This is a genomic window from Microvirga sp. KLBC 81 (assembly GCF_003075415.1).
GTDB lineage: Bacteria > Pseudomonadota > Alphaproteobacteria > Rhizobiales > Beijerinckiaceae > Microvirga.
The window spans coordinates 217,027-240,871 of sequence record NZ_QDAH01000004.1 but is presented as its reverse complement, the minus strand read 5'-3'; the positions used below and the strand labels follow the sequence as shown (position 1 = coordinate 240,871).

Below are 23,845 nucleotides of genomic sequence, written 5' to 3'. Positions count from 1 at the left end.
GAGGGTCACACCGCATTCCGTCCGCACACCACCCCATTGGATCATCAAAGCGTGCCAATCAGCCTGTTTCCACACAGGCTCGAGCGGTAAGCGGACCAAAGCGCTATGTCTGAGAAGTGCCATTGGCAGACCTTTACTGCCTTCCTAGCGCGACGTCTGTTTTGGTTGGGTTGGCTCTGTGTTCCTCGCGGTGCCCTGCTATCTCTTAACCCTGCCATCGTTGGAAGTCGCACGCTCCGGATCCTCACAATCGCGAAGGAGCGACAAGACATGTGCGGATGCTCAACCCATCAGGCCAACAATGCCGAAGGGGCCGTGCCGAGCGAGGGATGCCGGCGGGCTGACCCTGCGGATCGAGGACATGACCTGCGGCCATTGCGCCGGCACGATCAAGAGAGCCGTCGAGTCGGCCTTGCCGGGAATCCGGGTCGATGCGGATCCTGCCTCGAAGCCGGAGTCGGTCCGGGGCACGGCCGACCTGTCGGCGGTGATCCGAGGCAGCCTGAACGGTACCATCGCCAAGGCGTCCAGGAAGGTCGCACGCTGCCGGGACCACCTTGTCGAAGCAGTCCGTTCGTGACACACATGCGCTTCTGACGACGGGAGTTCACCCTTGCGGCTGATGGGCCTCATCATCGCTGTTCTGCTTGCGGTCACCGCGGGAATCCTTGTGATTTCCACGCCGCATGCGGCTACGACGGGCGATGAGCTCGCTCTGGCACCAGCCTTTGAAGAGCACGCTCGCGAAGGCTACATGCACCCAGATTCGGCTCACGGGCACAACGTCCAGTCCCCCGGGCATGACCATGCCTCCGCAGAGGAAGACTGCGGCGACCCCGCCTCAGGCACTCACGGCAAGGGAGGAATGGATTGCTGTGGCACGGGTGCCTGCCATGCCGTCCAAGCCCTCGCGGCTCCTATGCTCCATGCGCCTTGTGCCTCGGCCGTTGTGCTCGCCCTGTTTGGCGACGAACAGGTCGAGAGCCTCGTCCCGGAGGGCCTCGACAGGCCGCCACGAACCATCTGAGCCTGGCGCGGGCGGCATACGCCCGCACGAACAGGCGCACCCGTTCGCATGAACGGGTCGCGACCGACCTGGAGCTCGAACCGGACCTTCCCCACCTCGCAATCGGAATCAGGCCTGAGGCATGCACGAATCTTCGCGCAGCACCGACCGCCGAATTGCGACCATGACATGGGACACCCGGAAGGGACATCATCATGAAGCCCATTTCCCTCGTGGCCCTCACGCTCGCCCTCGGCGCCTGCGTCCCGGGCTCCCCTCCCGCTTACCTGGCGGCTCCCGCCGAGCCCTCCGTTGGCGTGCGAAGCCCGGGCTACGCCTCGGTGACCGCGGGCGTGCGCGGCTACGACGTCGTCGAGCCGCTCGACTGGCGCGAGCTCAACCGCCGCGTCGCGCCCGGGGCCGATGCGGAGCGCGGCGACTCGGACGATGCCGCCCGACGGGGACGGTGAGCCGTGCCCGAAACCAGCAAGACATCAGCCGCCCGGGGGCGGCGCGGCAACACGCGCAAGGAAGGCACCGCAATGAACCAACAAGAGCGCACAAGGGGATCGACAGCACGGCTGGGGCTGCTCGCGGGCGTCGCCCTCAGCCTGGTCCTCGGCGGCTGCGTCTCGTTCTCGGCCGACGGCGGCTTGTCGACCGCGCAGACGCTCGCCTATGCCGAGCTCGGCAAGGACGTGGTCAAGGTCGGCAGCGAGGCCGCGGCCCTGGCTATCCAGCAGCGGGTCGAGGACCTGCTGAAGCGTCCGCTCACGCCCGACAGCGCCGTCCAGATCGCGCTGCTGAAGAACCGTGGCCTGCAGGCCGCATTCAACGACCTCGGGGTGTCGGAAGCCGAATACATCCAGACGAGCCTGCCCCCGAACCCGACGGTCGCCCTGTCTCGTCTCGGCGGCAGCCTGGAGCTGGAGATCGAGCGCCAGATCGTGATCGGGCTGTTCGAGCTCGCCACCCTGCCGGCCCGGACGGCCATCGCCGAGCAGCGCTTCCGCGCCGCCCAGTTCCGCGCCGCCGAGGCCGTGCTGCGGCTCGCCGCCGAGACGCGCCGGGAATACTACCGGGCGATTGCGGTCAACCAGCAGGTCGCCTTCATGCAGCAGGCCCTCGGGACCGCCGAGACCGCCTCGGAATTGGCCACGCAGCTCGGCGAGAGCGGCGCCCTCAACAAGCTGGAGCAGGCCAGCGAGCACGCCTTCTACCAGGAACTGGGGGCTCAGCTCGCCCGCTCCCGGATCGAGCAGAAGGTCGCCCGCGAGCGCCTGATCCGGCAGCTCGGGCTGTGGGGCCGCGACATCGACTTCCGCCTGCCGAACTCGCTGCCGCCGCTGCCGGCCCGCATCGCCTCGGCCCAGGACATCGAGCGCCGGGCCCTGGAAGGCCGTGTCGACCTCCAGGCGCTGCGCCATGACCTGAACGCGGTGGCGGGGCAGCACGGCCTGGCCAACGCCACCCGCTTCGTCACCGACATCGAGCTTGCCGGCCTCTCCAGCTACGAACGCGCCAAGTCCGTCACGGAGGAGCACGGCGAGGTCGAGGTCGAGAAGGAGAAGGTGAACCGGCGCGGGCTCGAGGTCGAGTTCACGATCCCGATCTTCGACTTCGGGGCCGTGGGCGTCCGCAACGCCCAGGAAACCTACATGGCGGCCGCCAACCGTCTCGCCGAGCGGGCGGTGAACGTGCGCTCCGAGGCGCGCGAGGCCTACCTGCGCTACCGCGGCAACTACGACCTCGCCCGTCACTACCAGAGCCGGGTCCTGCCCCTGCAGAAGCGGATCCAGGACGAGGCGACCCTGCAATACAGCGGCATGCTCGTCGACGTGAGCCAGCTCATCCTCGACGCCCGCGCCCGCATTCTCAGCAACGTCGATGCCATCAACGCCCGCCGCGACTTCTGGATCGCCGCGACCGACCTCAAGGCCGCCCTCGTGGGCGGCGGAGTCGGCGGCGGCGACGGCGGCGGGGAAGTCACCACAGCCGCGGCCGGCGCGGGAGCCGGTGGCGGACACTGACCAGGGAGAGACAGCAATGACCGATCTATCGCGCAGAGGGTTTCTTGGCGCCGGAGGCTTCGTGCTCGCCGGTGCCTCGATGGTCAGCGGGCGCGTCCAGGCCGCGAGCCTGCCCGAGGCGCCCACGATGTCGTCGGCGGCGACGCAGGCGCCTCTGATGCCTGTGTCGGGACCTGATTACCAGCCGGTCGTCACCCTCAACGGCTGGAGCTTGCCCTGGCGGCAGAACGGCGACTGGAAGGAGTTCCACCTCGTGGCCGAGCCGGTGGTGCGCGAGCTCGCGCCCGGCATGAAGGCGCATCTGTGGGGCTACAACGGCCAGTCCCCCGGACCGACCATCGAGGCGGTCGAAGGCGACAAGGTGCGCATCTTCGTCACCAACAAGCTGCCGGAGAACACGGCGGTGCACTGGCACGGCCAGCGTCTTCCCAATGGCATGGACGGCGTGGGCGGCCTCACCCAACCGCACATCCCGCCGGGCAAGACCTTCGTCTATGAGTTCCAGCTCAGGCGCTCCGGCACCTTCATGTACCACCCGCATTCCGACGAGATGGTGCAGATGGCCATGGGCATGATGGGTCTCTTCATCGTGCATCCGAGGGATCCGGCCTTCCGGCGCGTCGACCGCGACTTCGTGTTCCTGCTCAACGCCTTCGACATCGAGCCTGGCGCCTACGTGCCGAAGGTCAACGAGATGACTGACTTCAACCTCTGGTGCTGGAACACCCGCGCATTCCCGGGCATCGATCCGTTCGTGGTCGCCAAGAACGACAAGGTGCGGATCCGCTTCGGTAATCTCACCATGACGAACCACCCGATCCACATGCACGGCTACGAGTTCAAGGTCTCGGGCACGGACGGCGGATGGGTGCCAGAGGACGCGGCTTGGCCCGAGGTCTCCATCGATGTGGCCGTCGGGCAGATGCGCTCGTTCGATTTCGTCGCGGACGAGGAGGGGGACTGGGCGATCCATTGCCACAAGTCGCACCACACCATGAACGCCATGGGGCACGAGGTGAGGAACTATATCGGCGTGAACATGAAGCGCACGGCGGCGGCCATCAAGAAGGTGGTGCCCGACTACATGCCGATGGGATCCAACGGCATGGGCGAGATGGGGTCGATGGAGATGCCGCTGCCCGACAACACCCTGCCGATGATGACGGGCTTTGCCCAGTTCGGCCCAGTCGAGATGGGCGGCATGTTCTCGGTCGTGAAGGTGCGAGAAGGCTTGGCGAAAAACGACTACAAGGATCCGGGCTGGTTCAAGCATCCCGAAGGCACCGTCGCCTACGAGTGGAAAGGCGAGAAGCTTGCCGAGCCCGCCCGCGCCAAGTCGCCGGACAGTGGCGTGAAGGCGACGGAGTTCCGCGCCGTCGACTCGCGCAAGCGACAGAGCTCCGCGAGTGCCGGCGGCCACGACAATCACTGATCTCAACGAGAACCGATGCCAAAGGAGCAATCGATGAAGCTTCGTCTATCCACTCTCATGGGGGCCGCTGCGGCGCTGGCGCTGTCGACCACGCTGGCTCTTGCAGGACCCGGTGAGGCCGGCCACAGCCACAGGTCCTTCGCGGCCGGTGAGCCGGGCGACCCGAAGAAGCCGGTCGCCCGTACCATCGAGGTCACCATGAAGGAGACCGAGGATGCGAAGATGCTCTTCGAGCCGAACAAGGTCGAGATCAAGCGCGGCGAGCAGGTGAAGTTCGTGCTCAAGAACCACGGCCAGGTGGATCACGAGTTCATGCTCGACTCGGTCGAGAACAACGCCAAGCACAAGATCCAGATGCAGAAGAACCCGGACATGGAGCACGACGACCCGAACGGGAAGCGGCTCGCGCCGAGCGGCGCCAAGGAGATCGTCTGGCGCTTCACGAAGGCCGGGACTTTTGAGTTCGCCTGCCTGATCCCGGGCCATTACGAGTCCGGCATGAAAGGCACCGTCGTCGTCAAGTGACGACGCAATCCTCCCTCACCGCACGTAACAGGAGTATTCGATGAAGCACATTGCCATCAGCCTGATCGCCACCCTGAGCCTCTCCGGGGCCGCCCTCGCGCAGAACCTGCCGATGGTCTCCGGCACCGTCGAGAAGGTCGACACCGCACAGGGCAAGATCACGATTGATCACGGCCCTATCCCGAACCTGAACATGGACGCGATGACGATGGTGTTCCGGACACAGGATCCTGCGGTCCTGAAAGGCGTGAAGGCGGGCGAAAGGATCCGCTTCCAAGCCGACCGCGTGAACGGCCAGATCAGCGTCGTCAGGATTCAAAAGGGGAAATGAGCATATCGGCAGCCGCGATTGCCTCATCTCAATGCCGCACCGCGGGGGCCGCCGGTACCATGACGCTTCGGCCCGCTTGACCTTGCCACCACTGGAAGGCCGAGCATTCATTCCGCCGCAAGAAGGTGAGACCTGCCATGACCGACAACCGCACTGCCGACCACCACTTCCACGCGGGGCATGACCACCATCATGCCCACCATATGCACGGTCATGAGCATCATCCCGAGCCCGCGGCCGACGCCGGGAACGTGAAGGACCCCGTGTGCGGAATGATGGTCGATCCGCACACGACCGAGCACCGGGCGCAGTATCAGGGCAAGTCCTATTATTTCTGCTCCTCCGGCTGCCAGTCGAAGTTCATGGCCGAGCCTGCGAGGTACGTCGAGCCGGCAACGGCCCGGAAGGCTGAACCCATTCCCGAGGGCACGATCTATACCTGCCCGATGCACCCGCAGATCCGTCAGTTGGGTCCAGGCTCGTGCCCGATCTGCGGCATGGAGCTCGAACCCGTGATTGCGACCGCCGAGACGGGCCCCAGCCACGAACTCGTTGACATGAAGCGCCGCTTCTGGATCGGTCTCGTTCTGACCCTGCCCGTGGTGGCCTTGGAAATGGGAGGCCACCTGACCGGCCTGAGTCATTACCTCAGCCAGCAGACCTCGAACTGGATCCAAATGCTCTTAGGCACCCCGGTCGTGCTGTGGGCGGGCTGGCCCTTCTTCGTCCGTGGCTGGCAGTCGCTGGTCACGCGCAACCTGAACATGTTCACGCTCATCGCCATGGGAATCGGCGTGGCGTGGATCTACAGCGTGGTCGCGACGCTGGCGCCCGAGATTTTCCCCGCCGCTTTCCGCGGTCACGACGGTGCCGTAGCGGTTTACTTTGAGGCTGCAGCTGTCATCACGGTTCTCGTCCTGCTGGGGCAGGTTCTTGAACTGCGCGCCCGCGAGACTACCAGTGGGGCGATCCGCGCCCTGCTCGATCTCGCGCCCAAGACCGCACGGAAGATCCTGTCTGACGGATCCGAGCAGGAGGTCCAACTCGACACCGTACAGGTGGGCGACCGCCTGCGCGTGCGCCCGGGTGAGAAGGTGCCGGTGGACGGGGCCGTCCTCGAAGGGCGCAGCGCAGTGGACGAGTCCATGGTCACCGGTGAATCCATGCCCGTGACCAAGGAGGTCGGCGCGAAGGTGATCGGCGGCACGATGAACCAGTCGGGCGCCCTCGTCATCGAGGCCCAGAAGGTCGGGCGCGACACGATGCTCTCGCAGATCGTGCAGCTCGTGGCCGAGGCGCAGCGCAGTCGTGCCCCGATCCAGCGCCTCGCCGATCAGGTCTCGGGCTATTTCGTGCCCGCTGTCATCGGCGTCGCCATCGTGGCTTTCGTAGCTTGGGCGATCTGGGGGCCCGAGCCACGCTTCTCCTACGGCCTCGTGGCGGCCGTGGCGGTACTGATCATCGCCTGCCCGTGCGCGCTCGGCCTCGCCACGCCGATGTCGATCATGGTCGGCGTCGGGCGCGGCGCTCAAGCGGGCGTGCTGATCAAGAACGCCGAGGCCCTGGAGCACATGGAGAAGGTCGACACCCTCGTCGTCGACAAGACGGGGACGCTGACCGAAGGCAAGCCGGCGGTCACCGCCGTCCTGCCGGCCCCGGGCTTCACCGAGGCCGAGGTGCTGCGCCTCTCCGCCAGCGTCGAGCGAGCGAGCGAGCATCCGCTGGCTGTCGCCATTGTCACCGCTGCTGAAAAGCAGAACATCGCAACCGCCCCGGTCACGGACTTCGACTCGCCCACCGGCAAGGGTGCGCTCGGCACCGTCGAAGGTCGGCGCATCGTGCTCGGCAACAAAGCCTTTCTGGCCGAGCACGGCATCGACGTTGGCCCCCTGGCGGAGCAGGCCGACAGGCTGCGCGAGGACGGCGCGACTGCGATCTTCGTCGGCGTCGACGGGCAGGTGGCCGGCGCCATTGCCATCGCAGACCCCGTGAAGGATTCGACACCGGAGGCGCTCGCGGGCCTCAAGGCCGAGGGTGTGCGCGTCGTGATGCTCACCGGCGACAACTGGACCACAGCAAAAGCCGTCGCCAAGCGCCTTGGCATCAAGGACGTTGAGGCGGAGGTTCTACCCGATCAGAAGAGTGCCGTGGTTCAACGGTACAAAGCTTCCGGCGGCGTGGTCGCCATGGCAGGCGACGGCGTGAACGATGCTCCGGCGCTGGCGGCAGCCGATGTCGGCATCGCCATGGGCACGGGCACCGATGTCGCGATGGAAAGCGCGGGCGTGACCCTGCTGAAAGGTGACCTGACCGGCATCGTGCGCGCACGCCGGCTCTCCGCGGCGACCATGCGCAACATCCGCCAGAACCTGTTCTTCGCCTTCATCTACAACGCGCTCGGCGTGCCGGTGGCGGCAGGGGTGCTCTATCCGATCTTCGGCATCCTGCTCTCACCGATCATCGCGGCCGCCGCCATGGCCCTGTCGTCAGTGAGCGTGATCGGCAACGCCATCCGCCTGCGCACGGTCGAACTTTGAGCCCTGGAGGGACAAGCCTTGGTCTTGGCCTGCCTCTCAGGAGCTACGGATCACGGTCTCCGCCTTTGAGGGAAACCAAGGCGGGCGCCACACAGCGGGTCCAAGCTCAGGCTTGTCGAGGTCGGGAGGCCGCCATGAGCGCCACAGACACCCCTCCACACGTTTCCCCCGCGCCGCCAAAGAGCTGGCGCAGGGCTTTGGTCGGCACTCCGCTGGGCCGGGCCGTCACGCTCACCGCGCTCGGCGTCTACCTGTTCGTGAACCACACGGGCCACATCCTGACCGCCCTTCCCTACCTACTGCTCTTGGCCTGCCCGCTGATGCACCTGTTCCTGCACGGGGGCGATGGCCATCATCACGGAAATCGCAAGTGATCACCGCCAAGCCCGAATGCCTGCGGCCAACCGGGTTCAGGTTGGGCATGGGTTCTGCCATTCTTGGCATTGGGCTCGGGATGTGATGGTTGCTTCAATCTACGATCAAACCTGCCTTTGCGGCATGAGTTCATGGGACTGCTTTGGATCAAACGCAATCTTTAAGCGCGACCACGTAAAGGTTCGCTCATCTCGCAAGCGCAGATGTTCGGCTTACTTCCGAGAAGTGCCATGATTGGACATTCGGGGAGCCTACGGACCAAGCTCTCGTGAATCCCGAGAATAGGAATGAGGTCTACGAGGATTGCTTTACGAAACCAATAACGACCGCTGCGCTTGGGAATGGACATGCCAGGCTCCCAAATCGACCTGCCGGGCACGCCGATCACTGCGACCGGGACCTGTGACAGGATGCGCGTAATGCGCACCGTCAATTCCAGCAAAATCAAGGGATTAGGAATGGCGGAGACGGAGGGATTCGAACCCTCGATACCCTTTTGGGGTATGCTCATTTAGCAAACGAGTGCCTTCAGCCTCTCGGCCACGTCTCCGTTCGCGATCAGCGGGGTCGTAACCCTGCTTCGCACCGGTGGCGCAATAGACGCGAACAGCCGCCCTTCGTCAAGGCCAAAAAGCGTCCCGAGGTCGTGCAAAACTGATCTTGAAACTGGGTCCTCCCCCTCCCCTGTGATACGAGGTGGCACAGACAGAGAGAGAGGAGACCCAAGTGGCAGACATCAAGCGGATTGGCGTTGCCGCCCGTTACAGTGATGTCGTGATTCACGGCAACACGGCCTATTTCTCCGGCTATGTGCCCGAGGAGAGCCTGGGCCAGTCGGTGACCGGGCAGACCCGGGACGTCCTGGCGCAGATCGAGCAGTCACTGACCGAGATCGGCAGCGACAAGACCAAGCTCCTGCAGGCCACGATCTGGCTGACCGATATGGCCTCCTATGACGAGATGAATGCGGTCTGGGACGCCTGGGTGACTCCAGGACACACACCCGCCCGGGCCTGTGTCCAGGCCCGCCTTGCTGATCCGGGTTACGCCCTGGAGATCCAGGTCATCGCTGCGCTTTAGTGCCACCGCAGAGGCGCTCAGGCGGGTTCGACCTTGTTGGCCTTGGCCTGGGCGTTCAGACGCTTTCTCTCATAGTGCTTCGCCAGACGGAGGTGGCGCCAGATGGCGTAGTTCATGGCGATCAGAAAGCCATAGGTGCCCCGCAGGAAGTGAAGCCGCCCGAAATAAGCTTTGATGAAGGCTGCGGGGAACTCGATATACACCCGCCAGGTCGCAATGGAGATCCCTCTCATCTCGAGATCGATGGCAAGCTGATCCGTATACACGTTCAGCTTCGCGATCTGGTCGCCGAGCGATCGGATCGACCGATGGTGAACAAGCCCCTTGAGCATTCCGACCTTCGTCCCAGGCTTCAAATCTACCCGGTCGTGGACCAGGGAGGACGAATAGCGGCCCGCATCCCTGCGATAGAGCCGTACGGGTGCGATGCGATAGGCAAACGGGTGCGGCTCCGCCTCACCGGGATAGGTCTCCGCGATCTGGATGCCATAGGCCTGGCATGGCGGTTCCCCATGGGCAAAAAGGGCTTTGATCTCCTCATGGAGAGCAAGCGAAAGCTCCTCGTCCGCATCGAGATTGAGAAGCCATTCGTGACGGCACTGGTCCTCGCCGAAGCGCTTCTGCGGGCCGTACCCGGGCCACGGATTGAAGACCACTCGAGCGCCGAGTTCCTCCGCAACCGCCTGGGTGCCGTCCGTCGAGCCTGAATCGATGACGATCAGATCATCCGTCAGGTCTCGAACGGCCTGTATAGTCGCTCCGATCCGGTCGGCCTCGTCCTTGGCAATGATGAAGACGGAAATTGGAACCATGACAATGGCACCTAGCGCATCGTGCGGAAAAATGGACCCGGTCTTCCGCCCCCAACGATGCGCCGTTTAAAAAGGGAGCATTTTCCGGCGAAGTGGATCCGGTTCGCCGTTCGAAAATGCGGCAGAACAAGGAAGAGAGCCGAGTCCCCGCAAGTGGAAACGGCTCTACAGCCTCGGACGTGAAAAGTGGATTTGCACTTTTGGGACCCATCCGATGCTTTCTCCTTGAATGAGAGCATCGTTGAGAGCGGAAAACCGGATCCACTTTTCCGCACGATGCTCTAGCCTCCTCATCGGGGAGGACAAGAGGTGCCAAGCCCCTCACCTTGGCTTTACACCTTCCTTTGATTTCAGGCCATGTGCCTCAATCCCTCCGCCTCCATTGCCTTGCGGACCATGGGACGGTTCGAAACTTTCTGCATGAAAGCCTGAACGGCGACGTATTCCGATAGGTCGATTCTGTGGAATCGAGTCCAGTTCAGGATGGTGAAGCAATAGGCATCCGCGACCGTGAACTCATCGCCCACGAGATAGGAGCGCCCCGCAAGGCAGCTGTCGAGATAGGAGAGCCGGCGCTGTAGATATTGGACGGCAAGACGCCGGGCAGCATCGGGCATGAGGCCGTCCCACAAGAGATCGAACCCCTTACGGAGTTCGGTGCCGATGAAGCCCACCCATTCCTGAACACGGTAGCGCTCCATCGAACCCGATTTCGGCAGGAGGCGACGATCCGGTACGTGGTCGGCGAGATATTCCAGAATGGCGGAAACCTCCGTCAGCACCTCTCCATCCTGCAGGGCGAGCGCAGGTACGCTGCCTTTGGGATTGATTTTGCCGAAGCGGCGCCCTGAGGCGGTCGTCTGCGTATTCAGATCAACCCGATCGAACTCGATCTCAAGACCCGCTTCATGGGCCACGATGTGAGGCGCAAGCGAGCATGCGCCGGGGCTGTAATAGAGCTTCATCATCGAAATCCTTCATTCCCAGCCCCAACGGGAAATCGAACCCCAAACTCAACGCAATGTCATAGTAATGCGACAGCCCGGCCGAATTTCAAGGCTTGGCCGCTCATCTTCCAGCATCAATTCAATCCGATACCGGATTTCGGCTTGAGGAGAGGAGTTCACCCTCAGGCGCATGCCGATGGCCTGCGCCCGTAGCTCTCGCATGGCTGCGCACGCGCAGTTCGGCGAGCAGCGGAAAGTGATCGGACGCCACGCGCGTAAGCGCGTTCCGCACCGGTGCTGCATTCATCACCTCGATGGACCTCGTGACGAACACATGGTCAAGGCGTAGCACAGGCGCGCGTGTATGGAAGGTCGGCTGAGGCTCGCCATGGGAGTTGGAGAGCTGCGCATCCCTTAAGCGATTGGCGATCATGCGGTAGGAGCGCGAATAAGGCGGAGCGTTGAAGTCACCAAGCAGGATAGCGGGATCGGCGCATTCCGGGTGGCCCATCCAGTCGGACCCCACGAGCGCGGAGGCCTGCGCCCGTCGCTCGCCGGAGCGTAGCGACAAATGGGCGTTGATGACGTTCACCTTGTGCCCATCGATCTCCGTACGCACCCAAAGAGCGCTGCGTTTCTCGAAGGACGGCTTCGTCGATTGCGTCGGCAGGCGGCCCGATTTCACCAGATAGGCAGGGTGTTTGGTGAGAACGGCAATGCCGTATTGCTCGCCTAGAATGCGGATCGTGGGCTGGAAATGGAGATCCATACCGAGCTTGTCCGCGACGGTCGCAGCCTGATCGATCTCCCCTGCCTTCGTGCGCCCGACCCGCACCTCCTGGAGCGCGACAATATCGGCCTCGCAAGCGGCAATGACCTCGGCAATTCGTGTCGGCGAGATTTTCCGGTCGGTGCCCAGCCAGCGGTGAACGTTGTAGGTGAGGATCCGAAAAAGACGTCCGTGTTTATCGCTGTGCGTCAAAGGTCAGTACCGGTCGAAGAATGGTGAAGATGAACATGCATGGGCTTCAAACGGAGCATGCGGTGACGTCTCGATTCGCGACCTATGCTGCAAACGTGTCGGATCAATGACCCATCATCGACCAGAGTTCCGGACAAACGCAACCGCAAAAGGCGGCTTGACCATCCCATGATTGGAAGGTTTACACCCTGACCCCATATGATGAATCGGGAGATTCAAGATGGCTGCCACCAACCGTTCCGCCGCGGCGGAGAGCTTCGATATTCCGGTCCAGGGGATGAGCTGCGCCTCCTGCGTCGGGCGCGTCGAAAAGGCAATCAAGTCGGTCGAGGGCGTCGCTGCCGCCAATGTGAATCTGGCGACGGAGCGGGCGCACGTCTCCTTCGCCCCTGAGAAGGCCAATCCTAAAGGAGTCGCCGAGGCCATTCGGGCGGCGGGCTATGAGCCTTCCGAGAGCCATGTGGACCTGAAGATCGAGGGCATGACCTGCGCTTCCTGCGTGGCGCGGGTTGAGAAGGCGCTCGGGCGCGTGTCCGGCGTGGTCGAGGCGCATGTGAACCTCGCTACCGAGCGCGCCTCGGTGCAGTACCTTGGCGGCGCGGATGTCATCGGTCGGATGATCGAGGCCGTCGATGCCGCCGGCTATGAGGCGAATGAAATCCGCCAGGATGCCGACCGGACGGATCGGGAGCGCGCTGCCCGCGAGGCCGAGATTGCAGCCTTGAGGCGCTCGCTTACGGTGGCCGCCATCCTCACCCTGCCCGTCTTCGTGGTGGAGATGGGCTCTCACTTCATTCTCGCGATCCATGATTGGGCAATGAACACTCTCGGCCATCAGACCAGTTGGTATCTTCAGTTCGCGCTGACGACGCTCGTGCTGTTCGGGCCCGGTCTGCGCTTCTTCAAGAAGGGTGTTCCAGCTCTCTTGCGCTGGGCGCCCGACATGAACTCCCTTGTGGTGCTCGGCACGAGCGCGGCCTATGCCTATTCCGTCGTGGCGACCTTCCTGCCGGGGGTGCTGCCTGCCGAAATGGCCAATGTCTATTACGAGGCGGCTGCCGTGATCGTGACGCTGATCCTGCTCGGCCGCTTCCTCGAGGCGAAAGCCAAGGGCCGCACATCGGAAGCGATCAAGCGTCTTATTGGCCTCGCCCCGAAAACCGCGCGGGTGATCCGCAACGGCGAGGCACAGGAGATCCCGCTCGATCAGGTGCTGATCAGCGACGTCGTGCAGGTCCGTCCCGGCGAGAAGGTGCCGGTCGACGGCGAGGTCGTCGAGGGCTCGTCCTTCGTCGACGAGTCCATGATCACCGGCGAGCCCGTGCCCGTGCAGAAGGCTCAAGGTTCGGAGGTTGTCGGCGGCACGATCAACAAGACAGGCGGCTTCACCTTCCGCGCAACCCGGATCGGCGCGGACACGGTGCTCTCGCAGATCATCCGCATGGTCGAGCAGGCGCAGGGTTCAAAACTCCCTATCCAAGCCATGGTCGACAGGATCACGGCCTGGTTCGTGCCCGCCGTGATGGCGACAGCAGCACTCACCTTCGTGATCTGGCTCATCTTCGGCCCCGATCCGGCTGCGACCTTTGCGCTCGTGAATGCAGTGGCCGTGCTCATCATCGCCTGCCCGTGCGCCATGGGATTGGCGACGCCCACCTCGATCATGGTCGGCACCGGACGCGCAGCGGAACTCGGCGTGCTCTTCCGCCAGGGCGAAGCGCTGCAGAGCCTGAAGGAGATCGGCGTCGTCGCGCTCGACAAGACCGGTACGCTCACCAAGGGCCGCCCGGATCTGACCGACCTGGTCACCGCGAACGGATTCGCCGAGACTGACGCCTTGAGGCTCGTCGCCGCCGTTGAGGCGCGCTCGGAACACCCGATTGCGCAGGCCATCGTCGCGGCAGCGGAGCGCCAGGGCATCACCCTGCCGGCAACGGACAGCTTCGAGGCCGTGCCGGGCTTCGGCGTCTCCGCCACGATCGAAGGGCGCAAGGTCGATGTAGGCGCGGACCGCTTCATGCAGAAGCTCGGGCTCGACGTGGCCATGTTCTCAGACACCGCTGCGCGGCTCGGCTCCGAGGGCAAGAGCCCGCTTTATGCGGCGATCGACGGCAGGCTCGCCGCCATCGTTGCGGTTGCGGATCCGATCAAGGATTCGACGCCGGAGGCGATTGCTGCCCTGCATGCCCTTGGTCTGAAAGTGGCAATGATCACCGGCGACAACCGCAAGACGGCGGACGCCATCGCGCGGCGCATCGGCATCGACGAGGTGGTTGCAGAAGTGCTGCCCGAGGGCAAGGTCGAGGTGGTCAAGCGCCTGCGCCAAACGCACGGCAGGATCGCCTTCGTCGGCGATGGCATCAACGACGCGCCGGCTCTGGCTGAAGCCGATATCGGCATCGCCATCGGCACGGGCACGGACATTGCCATCGAAAGTGCCGATGTGGTGCTCATGTCCGGCGACGTGCGCGGCGTGGTGAATGCGATCGCCTTGTCGAAGGCAACGATCCGCAACATCGGTGAGAACCTGTTCTGGGCCTTCGCCTATAACGTGGTGCTGATCCCGGTCGCGGCAGGTGCGCTCTATCCTGTCAACGGCACCCTGCTGTCGCCTATCGTGGCGGCGGCGGCGATGGCGCTCTCCAGCGTGTTCGTTGTCGGCAACGCGCTTCGCCTTCGCCGCTTCAGGGCTCCCATCGAGTCACGGCGGGAGGTTGCTCCTGCCGCCCAAACCGTGGAAGGTGTGGCATGAACATCGGACAAGCAGCTTCCAGCTCTGGCGTCTCCGCCAAGATGATCCGCTACTACGAATCCATAGGGCTCATTCCGAAGACCGTACGAACGGAATCCGGGTACCGGGTCTATTCGGATCACGACGTGCACACGTTGCGCTTCATCCGCCGCGCGCGCGATCTCGGCTTCTCGGTCGAGCAGATCGCCGACCTCGTCTCACTCTGGCAGGATAGGGAGCGCGCGAGCAAGGACGTGAAGGCGATTGCGCTCGGCCATGTGCACGTGCTCGAGCGCAAGATCCGCGAGCTGCAGGAAATGGCCTTGACCCTCAAGCACTTGGCTGATCATTGCGGCGGGGATTCGCGTCCCCACTGCCCGATCCTCGAAGAGCTCGCGGGCGATGATTTCATGCCCGTTCATGCCAAGGCGAATGCGAAATTCGGTGCGTTGGGATAAGGCCTAGAGCCTCGGACCGAAAAGTGGACTTGCACTTTTGGGTCCGATGCTCCCTCTTATAGAGAGCGCATCGTTGGGAACGACCCGAAGGGCCGTGCCAGCGGATACCCGGGTCCCCTTTTCGCTGACGCGGCCCTTCGGGTCACGGGCGTGGCCCTTCGGGTCGCTGACGCGGACCTTTCGGTTCCGCACGAGGCGCTAAGCCGCCATCTCGACTTCGCGGCTGCGCCCCAGATCGTGCATCCACTGTGCGAATTGAGGCTGCCGATGAATCTGGCGTCCGTAGTGGCGACGCAAGCCATCGACGAGGCGCCCGTTGCGGAACAACAGATCGTCCGCATAGGCAATCATGCGCGAGTTCGGCCACGCCTGCGGCCTGATCAGTGTGAGGCGTTCGTATAGATTGTCCTCGCGCTCGTCCGGATAAGCCTGCGCGAGCAGTGTCAACATTGCAGCCGTCGAGCGCGAGATGCCCATGTGGCAATGCACGAGCAGATGCCCTCGTGCGCGCTCAGTGCTGCCTGCTGCGACCTCCTCGCCGAAGCGCAGCACGGCTTCCACATGCTCCAGCTGCGGCAGGATCATTCCCTCGATCGGATTGATGATGTCGTGAAAGCGCAGGATCGTGCGGTGATGCGGATCGTAAGCCTGGAACGCCTCCGGATCGGGGTGATCCGGGTCGAGGATCGAGAGCACATGCGTGACTGCCCTCTCCTTCTGCTCCGGCAGTTCGGCAATGCCACAGATGGTGAGCATGGAGATCGAGAGCGGCTGCATTGAAAAACCCATCGAAAGCGGAGGATGCATGATCCTCCCTATTATCCTCTTAGGTTGTACCCATGCAGAGGGAATATGTTCAAGCCCATCAAATGATTGTGTCCTTTTGATCACAGCTCGGCTTGGCCACATTTCTGCCATCTCGTTAACACCTTGTGGTCATCACCGGGTTTATGAACTCCCTTTCAAGGTACCGCTGCCGCTTCCAAGCGCTGGCGGCATAAGCGAAAAACCAGAAACTGCGAGCCTCCCCACTGATGTCTGTTTTCACGGCCTTACGCTTGTCCTCGTTGCAGAATGCGATCCGCTTCTGCGTGTTGGCTCTCCCGCTGGCGCTGGCCGCCTGTGTTTCCTCCTCGCCTCCTCCGCAGCAGGCGATCCGCCACATCGATCCTGCCTACATGGCCATGTATGGCACGCGCCCGGATGAGGAGCATCCGCTTCCCGCCACCGACATTTCCGAAGTCGACCCGCGTTTCCTTCGTCGTGAGGTCGCCTATTACGGCCGCGAGGAGCCCGGCACCGTGGTGGTCGATACCGCGGCTCGTTACCTCTACCTCGTCCGCGAGGGCGGACGCGCCATCCGCTACGGCATCGGCGTCGGCAAGGAAGGTCTTGCCTGGTCCGGTCGCGCCCAGGTGGGCCGCAAGGCGCAGTGGCCGCGCTGGACGCCGACCGCCGCGATGATCAAGCGCGAGCCCGAGCGCAACCGCCCCTGGGCCGCCGGCATGCCGGGCGGTCTTGAGAACCCGCTCGGCGCCCGGGCGCTCTATCTGTACAACAACGGCGCCGACACCATGTACCGCATCCACGGCACGACGGAGCCCTGGTCCATCGGCCAATCGGTGTCGAGCGGCTGTATCCGCATGTTCAACCAGGACGTGATCGACCTCTACAACCGCGTGCCCGTGGGCTCGCCGGTGGTGGTGCTGCGAGGACGCAGTCCCTTCAACGATGTCGAACAGGACGAACAGCGTGTATCGTTCTACTGAGCCGATACATCATCGGTGAGAAGGAAGGGCTGGCCGCCAGCACATGGTGCGGAACCGAAGGTTCGCAACCAACGATGCTCTGCCGGCCCTTCTCTTTGTCGTCCTGCCTGGCTTGATGTATGATCGGTGCGTCCTGATGGAGGCACGGCCATGACCGTAGAACGCGCCATCCTTCTGACCGTCGGCGGGCTGATCATCATCAGCGTCCTACTCGCGGTTTACGTCAATCTCAACTGGCTCTGGCTGACCGGGATCCTTGGCGTTCATCTTGTACAGGCATCGTTTACGGGGCTCTGCCCCGTCGTGATGATGTTCAAGCGGCTTGGGCTTCCCAGCAAACCCGGTTTCACCTGAGGCACCATCCCCCTGGAGGCTTTTGCTCACTGTCCTATGAATCAAGGTCCATGCCTTTCGCAAAGGATTGTCCATGGACGAATGGTTCCCTCAGGCACTGAAGCTCACGACGCGCATCATCGAGGTGGGCGGCATCGCCATCATCGTTCTAGGTACACTGGGAGCCTCCATCTCCGTTCTCTGGCAGGTTTTTCAGGGCCGATCAGGAGAGGACGCCTTCAACCATTACCGATCCAATCTCGGCCGGGCGATCCTGCTGGGTCTCGAATTTCTCGTGGCTGCCGACATCATCAACACAGTTGCCATCGAGCCCTCCCTTCAAAGCCTTTTCATTCTCGGCGGGATCGTGCTCATCCGCACTTTCTTGAGCTTCTCACTGGAAGTCGAGATCGAAGGGCGCTGGCCATGGGAGCGATATAAAGCGCATGAAAAGAAGGAGAAAATCCAGCCTTTATCAGAACATATTCCGTGATAAGAATGAAACCGTTTCATGGATATTGCGTCTATTTGCAGTCACCATACACCTCAACCGCCCGTATCTCTTCGCCTTGTCTGCATAAACCTTCCCGGAGAAATCGAATGAAGATCGTCTCGCGTCTCTCTACCTTCGCGTCCGTTGTTGTGGTGGGCGTTGCCCTCGGCCTCCAGCCTCTCTCCATCGATCTTTCGTCCTTCGATGCTGGCTTCACGAAGGCCCTGGCCCGGGAAGGCAACGGAGGAGGAAATGGCGGCGGCAACGGCGGTGGGAATGGAGGTGGCAACGGCGGAGGCAATGGTGGTGGCCGCGGCGGTGAGAACGACGGCGGACGCGGCAATGGCAACAGTTCCAGAGCCGACAGGGCAGCAGAGCAGCATGGCTCGCGAAGCGCTTCGCGCGGCCAGCAGCAGAACCTCGGACTCGTCGAAGGCTTCCTGAAGGATCTCAAGGGCGAGAAGAAAGCTGAACAAACGAAGACCAAGTCGACCGCAACGGAGAAGAAGACGGCCAAGTCCGAGCAAGGCGCAACGAAGGCGAAGACCTCCGCCTCGTCGCTCGGAAAGCTGAACGCTGCTCACGCGTCCGCGCAGGCACTCGCCAATGCCTCACCGAATTCGACGGTCGGCAGGATCGCCTCCTACAAGGATGCGCTGGCCAATGGTGATCTCGATGCAGCGGCCGAAGCGCTCGCCTCCGTCAGCAACAAGGCCGTGACGGAAGAATCGGTGAAAAGCCTGAATGATCTTCTCGGGCTAGAGCTCGACGACGCGAAGGTCACCACGCTCGTCGACAAGGTCGAAGTCATCGAGACCAGGACGACTGAGACCACCACGACGACGACCACGATCACGACAACGACGACCGCTGCCACCACGATGGAGCAACCGGTGGAGCCCACGAAGACACCGGAATCCATGGGCCGCCTCAACGCAGCGCATGCCTCGCCGCGCGCCATGGAGCGTGCCTCGCTCAACTCTCCTGTCGGCCGGATCGGCGCCTATAAGACTGCCGTTGCAGCCAACGATCTCGATGCCGCGGCTACTGCCCTCGCCAAGGCGAGCAACAAGACGGTGACCGCAGAGACCGTGAAGAACCTGAATGCACTGCTCGATACGACGCTCACGGACGATCAAGTGGCGCAGGTCGTCGAAAAGACCGAGACGCTGAAGGCGGAAGCGACCACGAAAGCGTCCAAGAAAACCTCCAGCATCGCGCGTTAAAAAAGCTCGTGCCTCACACAAACCCTCCGGACCCAACGGCCCGGAGGGTTTGTTGCATCTGCGCCACCCGCATGAGCAAAAAATCCTCATGCCTTCGACGAGTCGTTGACTGCATCGGCCACGCAGCTTAGCTGGAACAACCGGCCCGCCAGCCGCCGCCGCCCTTCCAGCGTCCGTCGGCTCCACAATCTGCTTTGATCTCCGCTTCATCCCACGTGGATGACGTGTGATCGCGCACATCGGCTCGCGATCCCCTTCGGCAGGTTTCTCTCCCAGTTCTAAGCAGCACCTTTCAGGCCCAACATGCGCATGCCGCGATGGGCTGCTTGCAGTGATGATTATCGACCATGATGACTTTCGAAACAGGCCTCTTCCTGAGCAGGATCCCATTCGTGAAAATCGGCTCGGGCCCCAACCCCATTGTTGTCTTCAACGGAGGACAGGCCTTCGTCAGGCGACCGACGCCAGCGCGCATTGAAAGGGATGCCAAGCGTATTGCGCGCCTCCTGCCCTCTCATCGCACGATCTATGTGATGGGCTACGATTCAGCGCCGCCCGCAGGCTACAGCATCGACATGATCGTTCAGGACATGGCGACGATCCTGCGCGACGAGATCGGCCCTGCGACCATCATGGGCATCTCGTTCGGCGGCTTCGTGGCGACCCGTCTTGCCGCCGACCATCCCGATCTCGTGAAGAATCTGATCGTGATGGTGAGTGCCCACCGCTTTTCTCCCGAAGGCCAACGCAGCATCGAGCGCCAGATCGAATGCGCCTGGCAAGGAGATTTTCAGGGCCTTCTGAACGAATTCGGCCTCGTCTTCCGTCGCCCCTGGCTTAACTGGTTGCTGCGCCTGCGCTTCTGGCAGGAGCGGGACAAGCTGCATGAAAAGATGAGCGACCCGGCGACGATCGTTCGCGGGCTCCATGCCGTTGCGGACGAGAGTGTCGGCAAGGACCCATCATGGCTGCAGCGCATCCAGGCCCGCACGCTGATCATCGGCGGAACGCACGACCCGTTCTTCGATGTGAGCGCTATGAAGGAAGCCGCCCACCTGATCCCTTGGACACAACTCAAGCTGTTCGAAGGCGAAACGCACATGCTGCCCATCGAGCGGGCGCAAGACGTCGCGAAGGTGGTGAAGGCGTTTCTGTGGTGATCGACAGCCTATGGCGGGAGTGTAGATCAATCCCGCCATAGGCTGATCTTACGCGGACCTGTTTAAGCCGTTTCGCGCTCGGGGATATGAGAACAGGGCTATTTCTTTGTCGTGCCAGTTCCCGCCACGCCAATGTCCAACTTCAACCGAATGCTGTCGGCAGGAACGCCCGTTATCTGCGCGATTCGATGCTGCGCTTCATTAAGAATTTCCTGAAGTTTCGCATTGTCCTCTGGGGTTGGCTCCAGCACGCTCCTGTCCTGTGGCTGTCCTGTCTCGACTGAAGCCGAAGCTCCACTGGATACGGCAGCTTGAGGACCTTTAGTAAACCTGATTCCGTGCTCTCTTCCGCTCGACCACATGACCCTCGCCCAGACGGAAAGCTCTCTCGATGGGATTTCGAATTCGAACTCCGGCGGTATGGTCACAGGGTGCTCGAACATAATCCGAGCTCCCGTGTTGGAGAGATCTCTGACACGACATTCGATGAGCGAGAACCGATTATTGAATACGATCCGCCCTTCAAGAATGGTGCGCTGCCGTTTACTGGATCGATGCTCCATCAAAGACCTCCCCGCAACGCCCTCACCGGGCCGCCGGCCCCTCGACGCAGCCGAGGTCGAGGTCAATATCCTTGATTCGCGCACGAAGCGCCGGAGTTGATTCACTCATCGATGTCGCCGAACGTGGATTCCGGATCCCTGACAAACGCCGCACCATCCCTTCGGGATCCCCTGACGGATGGAGGGCAGTCATCGGGCGATAGATTTCGTTAGCTTGCTACACTCAGCGATGCTGTGTGCCGTGGCTTTGGGCGGCAGATAGGTTTATTGTCAGATCATGTCAGACGAAGATCCCTCTAACCTCAATAGCGATTTCGCTTCCGTGCCCGGCGGCGCGGAGTTGCTGGCGTGGTTCGGCTATGTGCCTGACTTCCATGATGCTGAGATCATTTCGCTGCATCTCAATCGCAAAGGAGAAAGCACGCTTAAAATTCATACATGGGAAACGGTAACGGAAAGAGAGACCGATACATGGCCTCCATTCATCAAAGACGTTATCGTCACCTTCACGCTGGAATACATCACAGAACTGCAACTGGAAGACTTCAGCATCCAGAACGTCATTTATGGTCTGGAGCTGAGGAAGATCGCGCGCGAGGTGCCTTCATTCAACATGCAATGGCTCAAGCCGCCAGAGCCGCTGCCTGATCTCTTCGAGATCATTCTTGAGCCTTGCTATGGACTATCAGGCAAGATCCAAGCTCACCGTGTCAGCATCACCCTGACACCCGGCAAGCCTGAGGACACGCTGCACCAGGATTAAAAATACTGCGCCAAGTTCTTCCGGATCCGCTCCAGCACCGGCACGCTTGCGTCCGGCAGTGCGAAGGGCTGGCCGGTGATGCGCTCGTAGGCGTCGATATAGACCCGCGAGGTCTCGAGGATCACGTCGGCGGGGATTTCCGGGATCGGATCCTTGTAAGGATCGCAGCGGGCGACGACCCAGCTGCGGACGAAGTCCTTGTCGAAGCTCTCGGGGCGCTCGCCTGCCTCGAAGCGCTGAGGATAGCTCTCGGCGAACCAGTAGCGGCTGCTGTCGGGCGTGTGGATCTCGTCGGCGATCATGATTTGGCCTGCCTCGTCGATGCCGAATTCGTATTTCGTGTCGACGAGGATGAGACCGCGCGCGGCGGCCATCTCGCGGCCCTTGGCGAAGAGCGCGAGCGCATAATCGGAAACGGTCTTCCATTGCTCGGCGGTGAGCAGTTTGCGCTCCACGATCTCACGCGCGGTCAAAGGCTCATCATGGCCGCCATGGAAGGCCTTCGTGGTGGGCGTGATGATGGTCTGCGGCAGCTTCTGGTTGTCGCGCATGCCGTCCGGAAGCCGGATGCCGTACATCTCCCGCTGGCCCTGCTTGTAGAGCGAGAGGATCGAGGTGCCCGTGGTGCCGGCAAGGTAATCGCGCACCACGATCTCCACTGGCAGGATGGTAAGCTTCTTACACAAAGCCACGTTGGGATCGGGATATTCGATGATGTGGTTGGGGCATATGTCCGCCGTCTTCTCGAACCAGAAGCGGGCGGTCTGGGTGAGCACCTGCCCTTTCAGCGGAATGGACGCGAGATTGATATCGAAGGCGCTGATGCGGTCGGAGGCGATGATGATGCGCCGCCCGTCCGGCAGATCATAGTTGTCGCGCACCTTGCCGCGGTAATGGTTCGGCAGTTCCGGGATCGTCGCATCATCGAGGACGTAACCGGCATATGCCCGAAGGGCTGCTTGATCGACCATGCTCACCTGCCACACGGCTGTTCGGGTTCTCGTCCGCCGAGTTCTAGACTGAATTGACCGGCAGGCTAGGCCTAAAGCTCAGAAAGTTCAGCCTTTCCACGGGTTCAGTTGGCGGCACTGGCGTTCCGGCGCGGCACCACGTTGAGGCCGGAGAGAACCACGGTGGTCTCATAGCCCTGGCTGTCCACGACCGTCCATTGCCTGAGGGCATTGGCGCGGCTGTCGAAACGAAGCGTAATCTTGGACGTGCCGCCCAATGTGGCGCTGTCGTCGAAGATCACGGTGATCATCCCGTCACGGGCGATCTGCACGTCGCGGACCTTCGTATCCCGCGCCAGGTCCACATTGTCCTGCAACAGGAATTTCAGGGGTGTCTGGCTGACGGGATAGACGTCGTTGGTGCCGAGCTTCTTGTCCCGGATCGCCACGTTGCGGCCGTCGGAGACGATTTCGAGCGTGCTCGGCGGCGCATAGGCGAAATGCAGCTGCCCCGGGCGCCGGACGGAGAGCGTACCCTCCACCTGCTGGCCGTTGGGGTTCTTCTGGACGAAATAGGCAGACAGCGTGTCCATGTTGTTGAAATAGGCGTTCACCCGCTCCAGAGCGGCCGCGGGCGAGGTCGGGTTCGGCGGCGAAACGGGCGTCGCGGGTGCGGCAGCCGCCGCGACCGGGGTCGGCGTCGGAGCAGCCTGAGCGGGCGTCGAGCGAGCGGGCTTCGGCGGCTCGGCGACCTTTACCGGAGCAGGCTCAGGAGCCTTCGGCCTCTCGGCAGCTTGGGCGGGAGACTCGGGCGCGACAGGAGCCGCCTGCTTGACCTCAGGCTCGGCAGGAGCCGGTTTGGGAGCGGCCGCAGGCGCTGCGGTGACCGGCTGCGCCTGCGGCCGGACTTGAGGCTTGGGCTGCGCGGCCTGCTGTTTGGCGGGAGGATTCGGCTTAGGCGCGGCGGTTTTGGCCTTCGGCGTGGCCTGAGGCTTGGCGGGGGTCGCAGGTGCTGGTTCCGCTGCCTGCGGGGCTGGTGCGGCCTGAGGCTCGGCTGTAGGCGTGCCCTGCCCCTGATTGGGCTTGAAGATGCCGTCCAGAAAGCGTGTCAGCGGATCGCGCGTGCGTTGCTGAGCAGTGGCGGGAGACGCACACGCGGCCACGACGGCGAGACCGATAAAGCAACGCAAGGACTTCTTGAGCATGACTCGACTGCAAACCCGAAAAACAAGAAACGGCTGCCACGGCTGGAAACCGCATACCGTGGCGGTCACGCCTTATCGCTTCGATTAGAGGCTGAATGAAGGCAGGAGCTTGCAGATGAAAGCGAGTCGCGTCCAGG

25 protein-coding genes and 1 tRNA gene are annotated in these 23,845 nt (G+C 62.7%); 18 read left to right on the top strand and 8 right to left on the bottom strand.

Annotated elements, in window-relative coordinates; all coding sequences use genetic code 11:
* The first annotated feature begins 301 nt into the window (after nt 1–301).
* From DC522_RS05185 to DC522_RS05145, 9 genes are all read left to right on the top strand, one after another.
* The gene (locus tag DC522_RS05185) at nt 302–580 is read left to right on the top strand and encodes a heavy-metal-associated domain-containing protein (protein ID WP_116527628.1); all 279 of its coding nucleotides are present in this window, start codon (nt 302–304) and stop codon (nt 578–580) included.
* Nucleotides 581–613: 33 nt separating this feature from the next.
* On the top strand, nt 614–1,027 hold the full coding sequence (locus tag DC522_RS05180; RefSeq protein ID WP_133239235.1) for a hypothetical protein: 414 nt from the start codon (nt 614–616) through the stop codon (nt 1,025–1,027).
* Nucleotides 1,028–1,221: 194 nt separating this feature from the next.
* Nucleotides 1,222–1,476: a hypothetical protein gene (locus DC522_RS05175; RefSeq protein WP_116527626.1), complete on the top strand. Its 255-nt coding sequence runs from the start codon at nt 1,222–1,224 to the stop codon at nt 1,474–1,476.
* A gap of 3 nt (nt 1,477–1,479) precedes the next feature.
* Complete coding sequence (locus DC522_RS05170; RefSeq protein WP_245443972.1) at nt 1,480–3,036, top strand: TolC family protein; 1,557 nt, start codon at nt 1,480–1,482, stop codon at nt 3,034–3,036.
* Between the two features lie 16 nt (nt 3,037–3,052).
* On the top strand, nt 3,053–4,468 hold the full coding sequence (locus tag DC522_RS05165; RefSeq protein WP_116527624.1) for a multicopper oxidase family protein: 1,416 nt from the start codon (nt 3,053–3,055) through the stop codon (nt 4,466–4,468).
* Between the two features lie 33 nt (nt 4,469–4,501).
* Nucleotides 4,502–4,993, top strand: a complete 492-nt coding sequence (locus tag DC522_RS05160; protein WP_245443970.1) for a plastocyanin/azurin family copper-binding protein — start codon at nt 4,502–4,504, stop codon at nt 4,991–4,993.
* Nucleotides 4,994–5,033: 40 nt separating this feature from the next.
* Nucleotides 5,034–5,324: a copper-binding protein gene (locus DC522_RS05155; protein ID WP_116527623.1), complete on the top strand. Its 291-nt coding sequence runs from the start codon at nt 5,034–5,036 to the stop codon at nt 5,322–5,324.
* A 137-nt stretch (nt 5,325–5,461) separates the two neighbouring features.
* The gene (locus DC522_RS05150; RefSeq protein WP_116527622.1) at nt 5,462–7,861 is read left to right on the top strand and encodes a heavy metal translocating P-type ATPase; all 2,400 of its coding nucleotides are present in this window, start codon (nt 5,462–5,464) and stop codon (nt 7,859–7,861) included.
* Nucleotides 7,862–7,995: 134 nt separating this feature from the next.
* Nucleotides 7,996–8,235 (top strand): DUF2933 domain-containing protein, encoded by a 240-nt coding sequence (locus DC522_RS05145; protein WP_116527621.1) that lies wholly within the window; start codon nt 7,996–7,998, stop codon nt 8,233–8,235.
* 460 nt (nt 8,236–8,695) lie between these two features.
* Here DC522_RS05145 and DC522_RS05140 read toward each other — a convergent pair.
* A tRNA-Ser gene (locus DC522_RS05140) sits at nt 8,696–8,786 on the bottom strand.
* Between the two features lie 176 nt (nt 8,787–8,962).
* Between DC522_RS05140 and DC522_RS05135 the strand changes: the two genes are divergently transcribed.
* A complete protein-coding gene (locus DC522_RS05135; protein ID WP_116527620.1) occupies nt 8,963–9,316 on the top strand; it encodes a RidA family protein in 354 nt (117 codons plus the stop codon).
* A gap of 17 nt (nt 9,317–9,333) precedes the next feature.
* Here DC522_RS05135 and DC522_RS05130 read toward each other — a convergent pair whose 3' ends face one another.
* The 3 genes from DC522_RS05130 to DC522_RS05120 form a co-directional block, all read right to left on the bottom strand.
* Nucleotides 9,334–10,134, bottom strand: a complete 801-nt coding sequence (locus tag DC522_RS05130) for a glycosyltransferase family 2 protein (RefSeq protein WP_116527619.1) — start codon at nt 10,132–10,134, stop codon at nt 9,334–9,336.
* A gap of 344 nt (nt 10,135–10,478) precedes the next feature.
* The gene (gstA, locus tag DC522_RS05125) at nt 10,479–11,096 is read right to left on the bottom strand and encodes a glutathione transferase GstA (RefSeq protein ID WP_245443968.1); all 618 of its coding nucleotides are present in this window, start codon (nt 11,094–11,096) and stop codon (nt 10,479–10,481) included.
* Between the two features lie 118 nt (nt 11,097–11,214).
* Nucleotides 11,215–12,057 (bottom strand): endonuclease/exonuclease/phosphatase family protein, encoded by an 843-nt coding sequence (locus DC522_RS05120; protein WP_116527618.1) that lies wholly within the window; start codon nt 12,055–12,057, stop codon nt 11,215–11,217.
* A gap of 220 nt (nt 12,058–12,277) precedes the next feature.
* Between DC522_RS05120 and DC522_RS05115 the strand changes: the two genes are divergently transcribed.
* A complete protein-coding gene (locus DC522_RS05115; protein WP_116527617.1) occupies nt 12,278–14,809 on the top strand; it encodes a heavy metal translocating P-type ATPase in 2,532 nt (843 codons plus the stop codon).
* Nucleotides 14,806–15,246 carry a Cu(I)-responsive transcriptional regulator gene (gene cueR, locus DC522_RS05110; protein ID WP_116527616.1) on the top strand — a complete coding sequence of 147 codons (441 nt, stop codon included), beginning with the start codon at nt 14,806–14,808 and terminating at the stop codon, nt 15,244–15,246. Before DC522_RS05115 ends, cueR begins: the two co-directional genes overlap by 4 nt.
* Before the next feature lie 198 nt (nt 15,247–15,444).
* Here cueR and DC522_RS05105 read toward each other — a convergent pair whose 3' ends face one another.
* Nucleotides 15,445–16,053 (bottom strand): tyrosine phosphatase family protein, encoded by a 609-nt coding sequence (locus DC522_RS05105; protein ID WP_245443966.1) that lies wholly within the window; start codon nt 16,051–16,053, stop codon nt 15,445–15,447.
* A gap of 227 nt (nt 16,054–16,280) precedes the next feature.
* Here DC522_RS05105 and DC522_RS05100 point away from each other — a divergent pair, with 227 nt between their 5' ends.
* From DC522_RS05100 to DC522_RS05075, 5 genes are all read left to right on the top strand, one after another.
* Nucleotides 16,281–17,015: a L,D-transpeptidase gene (locus DC522_RS05100; RefSeq protein WP_116527614.1), complete on the top strand. Its 735-nt coding sequence runs from the start codon at nt 16,281–16,283 to the stop codon at nt 17,013–17,015.
* A 150-nt stretch (nt 17,016–17,165) separates the two neighbouring features.
* Nucleotides 17,166–17,369, top strand: a complete 204-nt coding sequence (locus DC522_RS05095) for a DUF2892 domain-containing protein (RefSeq protein WP_116527613.1) — start codon at nt 17,166–17,168, stop codon at nt 17,367–17,369.
* A 73-nt stretch (nt 17,370–17,442) separates the two neighbouring features.
* Nucleotides 17,443–17,841, top strand: a complete 399-nt coding sequence (locus DC522_RS05090) for a DUF1622 domain-containing protein (RefSeq protein ID WP_116527612.1) — start codon at nt 17,443–17,445, stop codon at nt 17,839–17,841.
* Nucleotides 17,842–17,948: 107 nt separating this feature from the next.
* Nucleotides 17,949–19,067, top strand: coding sequence for a hypothetical protein (locus tag DC522_RS34250; RefSeq protein ID WP_133239234.1), 1,119 nt, complete (start codon nt 17,949–17,951; stop codon nt 19,065–19,067).
* 392 nt (nt 19,068–19,459) lie between these two features.
* Nucleotides 19,460–20,227, top strand: a complete 768-nt coding sequence (locus DC522_RS05075; RefSeq protein WP_205769507.1) for an alpha/beta fold hydrolase — start codon at nt 19,460–19,462, stop codon at nt 20,225–20,227.
* Between the two features lie 98 nt (nt 20,228–20,325).
* Here DC522_RS05075 and DC522_RS05070 read toward each other — a convergent pair whose 3' ends face one another.
* The gene (locus DC522_RS05070) at nt 20,326–20,790 is read right to left on the bottom strand and encodes a PilZ domain-containing protein (RefSeq protein ID WP_116527608.1); all 465 of its coding nucleotides are present in this window, start codon (nt 20,788–20,790) and stop codon (nt 20,326–20,328) included.
* Nucleotides 20,791–21,067: 277 nt separating this feature from the next.
* On the opposite strand from DC522_RS05070, the gene DC522_RS05065 reads away from it, so the two are divergent.
* Nucleotides 21,068–21,553 (top strand): Imm50 family immunity protein, encoded by a 486-nt coding sequence (locus DC522_RS05065; protein WP_116527607.1) that lies wholly within the window; start codon nt 21,068–21,070, stop codon nt 21,551–21,553.
* On the opposite strand, the gene DC522_RS05060 is transcribed toward DC522_RS05065, so the two are convergent.
* Together DC522_RS05060 and DC522_RS05055 are read right to left on the bottom strand one after the other, a co-directional pair.
* Nucleotides 21,550–22,524 (bottom strand): phosphoribosylaminoimidazolesuccinocarboxamide synthase, encoded by a 975-nt coding sequence (locus DC522_RS05060; protein WP_116527606.1) that lies wholly within the window; start codon nt 22,522–22,524, stop codon nt 21,550–21,552. The two genes, DC522_RS05065 and DC522_RS05060, sit on opposite strands and share 4 nt — an antisense overlap.
* Nucleotides 22,525–22,628: 104 nt before the next feature.
* Nucleotides 22,629–23,708 carry an outer-membrane lipoprotein carrier protein LolA gene (locus tag DC522_RS05055; RefSeq protein WP_116527605.1) on the bottom strand — a complete coding sequence of 360 codons (1,080 nt, stop codon included), beginning with the start codon at nt 23,706–23,708 and terminating at the stop codon, nt 22,629–22,631.
* Nucleotides 23,709–23,845 lie beyond the last annotated feature (137 nt).

Bases quoted from the DNA above. Each gene is read 5' to 3' on its own strand.
- DC522_RS05185 (WP_116527628.1), top strand. From the start codon at position 302: ATGCCGAAGGGGCCGTGCCGAGCGAGGGATGCCGGCGGGCTGACCCTG.
- DC522_RS05175 (WP_116527626.1), top strand. From the start codon at position 1,222: ATGAAGCCCATTTCCCTCGTGGCCCTCACGCTCGCCCTCGGCGCCTGC.
- DC522_RS05165 (WP_116527624.1), top strand. From the start codon at position 3,053: ATGACCGATCTATCGCGCAGAGGGTTTCTTGGCGCCGGAGGCTTCGTG.
- DC522_RS05160 (WP_245443970.1), top strand. From the start codon at position 4,502: ATGAAGCTTCGTCTATCCACTCTCATGGGGGCCGCTGCGGCGCTGGCG.
- DC522_RS05155 (WP_116527623.1), top strand. From the start codon at position 5,034: ATGAAGCACATTGCCATCAGCCTGATCGCCACCCTGAGCCTCTCCGGG.
- DC522_RS05150 (WP_116527622.1), top strand. From the start codon at position 5,462: ATGACCGACAACCGCACTGCCGACCACCACTTCCACGCGGGGCATGAC.
- DC522_RS05145 (WP_116527621.1), top strand. From the start codon at position 7,996: ATGAGCGCCACAGACACCCCTCCACACGTTTCCCCCGCGCCGCCAAAG.
- gstA (WP_245443968.1), bottom strand. From the start codon at position 11,096: ATGATGAAGCTCTATTACAGCCCCGGCGCATGCTCGCTTGCGCCTCAC.
- DC522_RS05115 (WP_116527617.1), top strand. From the start codon at position 12,278: ATGGCTGCCACCAACCGTTCCGCCGCGGCGGAGAGCTTCGATATTCCG.
- cueR (WP_116527616.1), top strand. From the start codon at position 14,806: ATGAACATCGGACAAGCAGCTTCCAGCTCTGGCGTCTCCGCCAAGATG.
- DC522_RS05105 (WP_245443966.1), bottom strand. From the start codon at position 16,053: ATGCATCCTCCGCTTTCGATGGGTTTTTCAATGCAGCCGCTCTCGATC.
- DC522_RS05100 (WP_116527614.1), top strand. From the start codon at position 16,281: ATGTCTGTTTTCACGGCCTTACGCTTGTCCTCGTTGCAGAATGCGATC.
- DC522_RS05095 (WP_116527613.1), top strand. From the start codon at position 17,166: ATGACCGTAGAACGCGCCATCCTTCTGACCGTCGGCGGGCTGATCATC.
- DC522_RS05090 (WP_116527612.1), top strand. From the start codon at position 17,443: ATGGACGAATGGTTCCCTCAGGCACTGAAGCTCACGACGCGCATCATC.
- DC522_RS34250 (WP_133239234.1), top strand. From the start codon at position 17,949: ATGAAGATCGTCTCGCGTCTCTCTACCTTCGCGTCCGTTGTTGTGGTG.
- DC522_RS05070 (WP_116527608.1), bottom strand. From the start codon at position 20,790: ATGGAGCATCGATCCAGTAAACGGCAGCGCACCATTCTTGAAGGGCGG.
- DC522_RS05065 (WP_116527607.1), top strand. From the start codon at position 21,068: ATGTCAGACGAAGATCCCTCTAACCTCAATAGCGATTTCGCTTCCGTG.
- DC522_RS05060 (WP_116527606.1), bottom strand. From the start codon at position 22,524: ATGGTCGATCAAGCAGCCCTTCGGGCATATGCCGGTTACGTCCTCGAT.
- DC522_RS05055 (WP_116527605.1), bottom strand. From the start codon at position 23,708: ATGCTCAAGAAGTCCTTGCGTTGCTTTATCGGTCTCGCCGTCGTGGCC.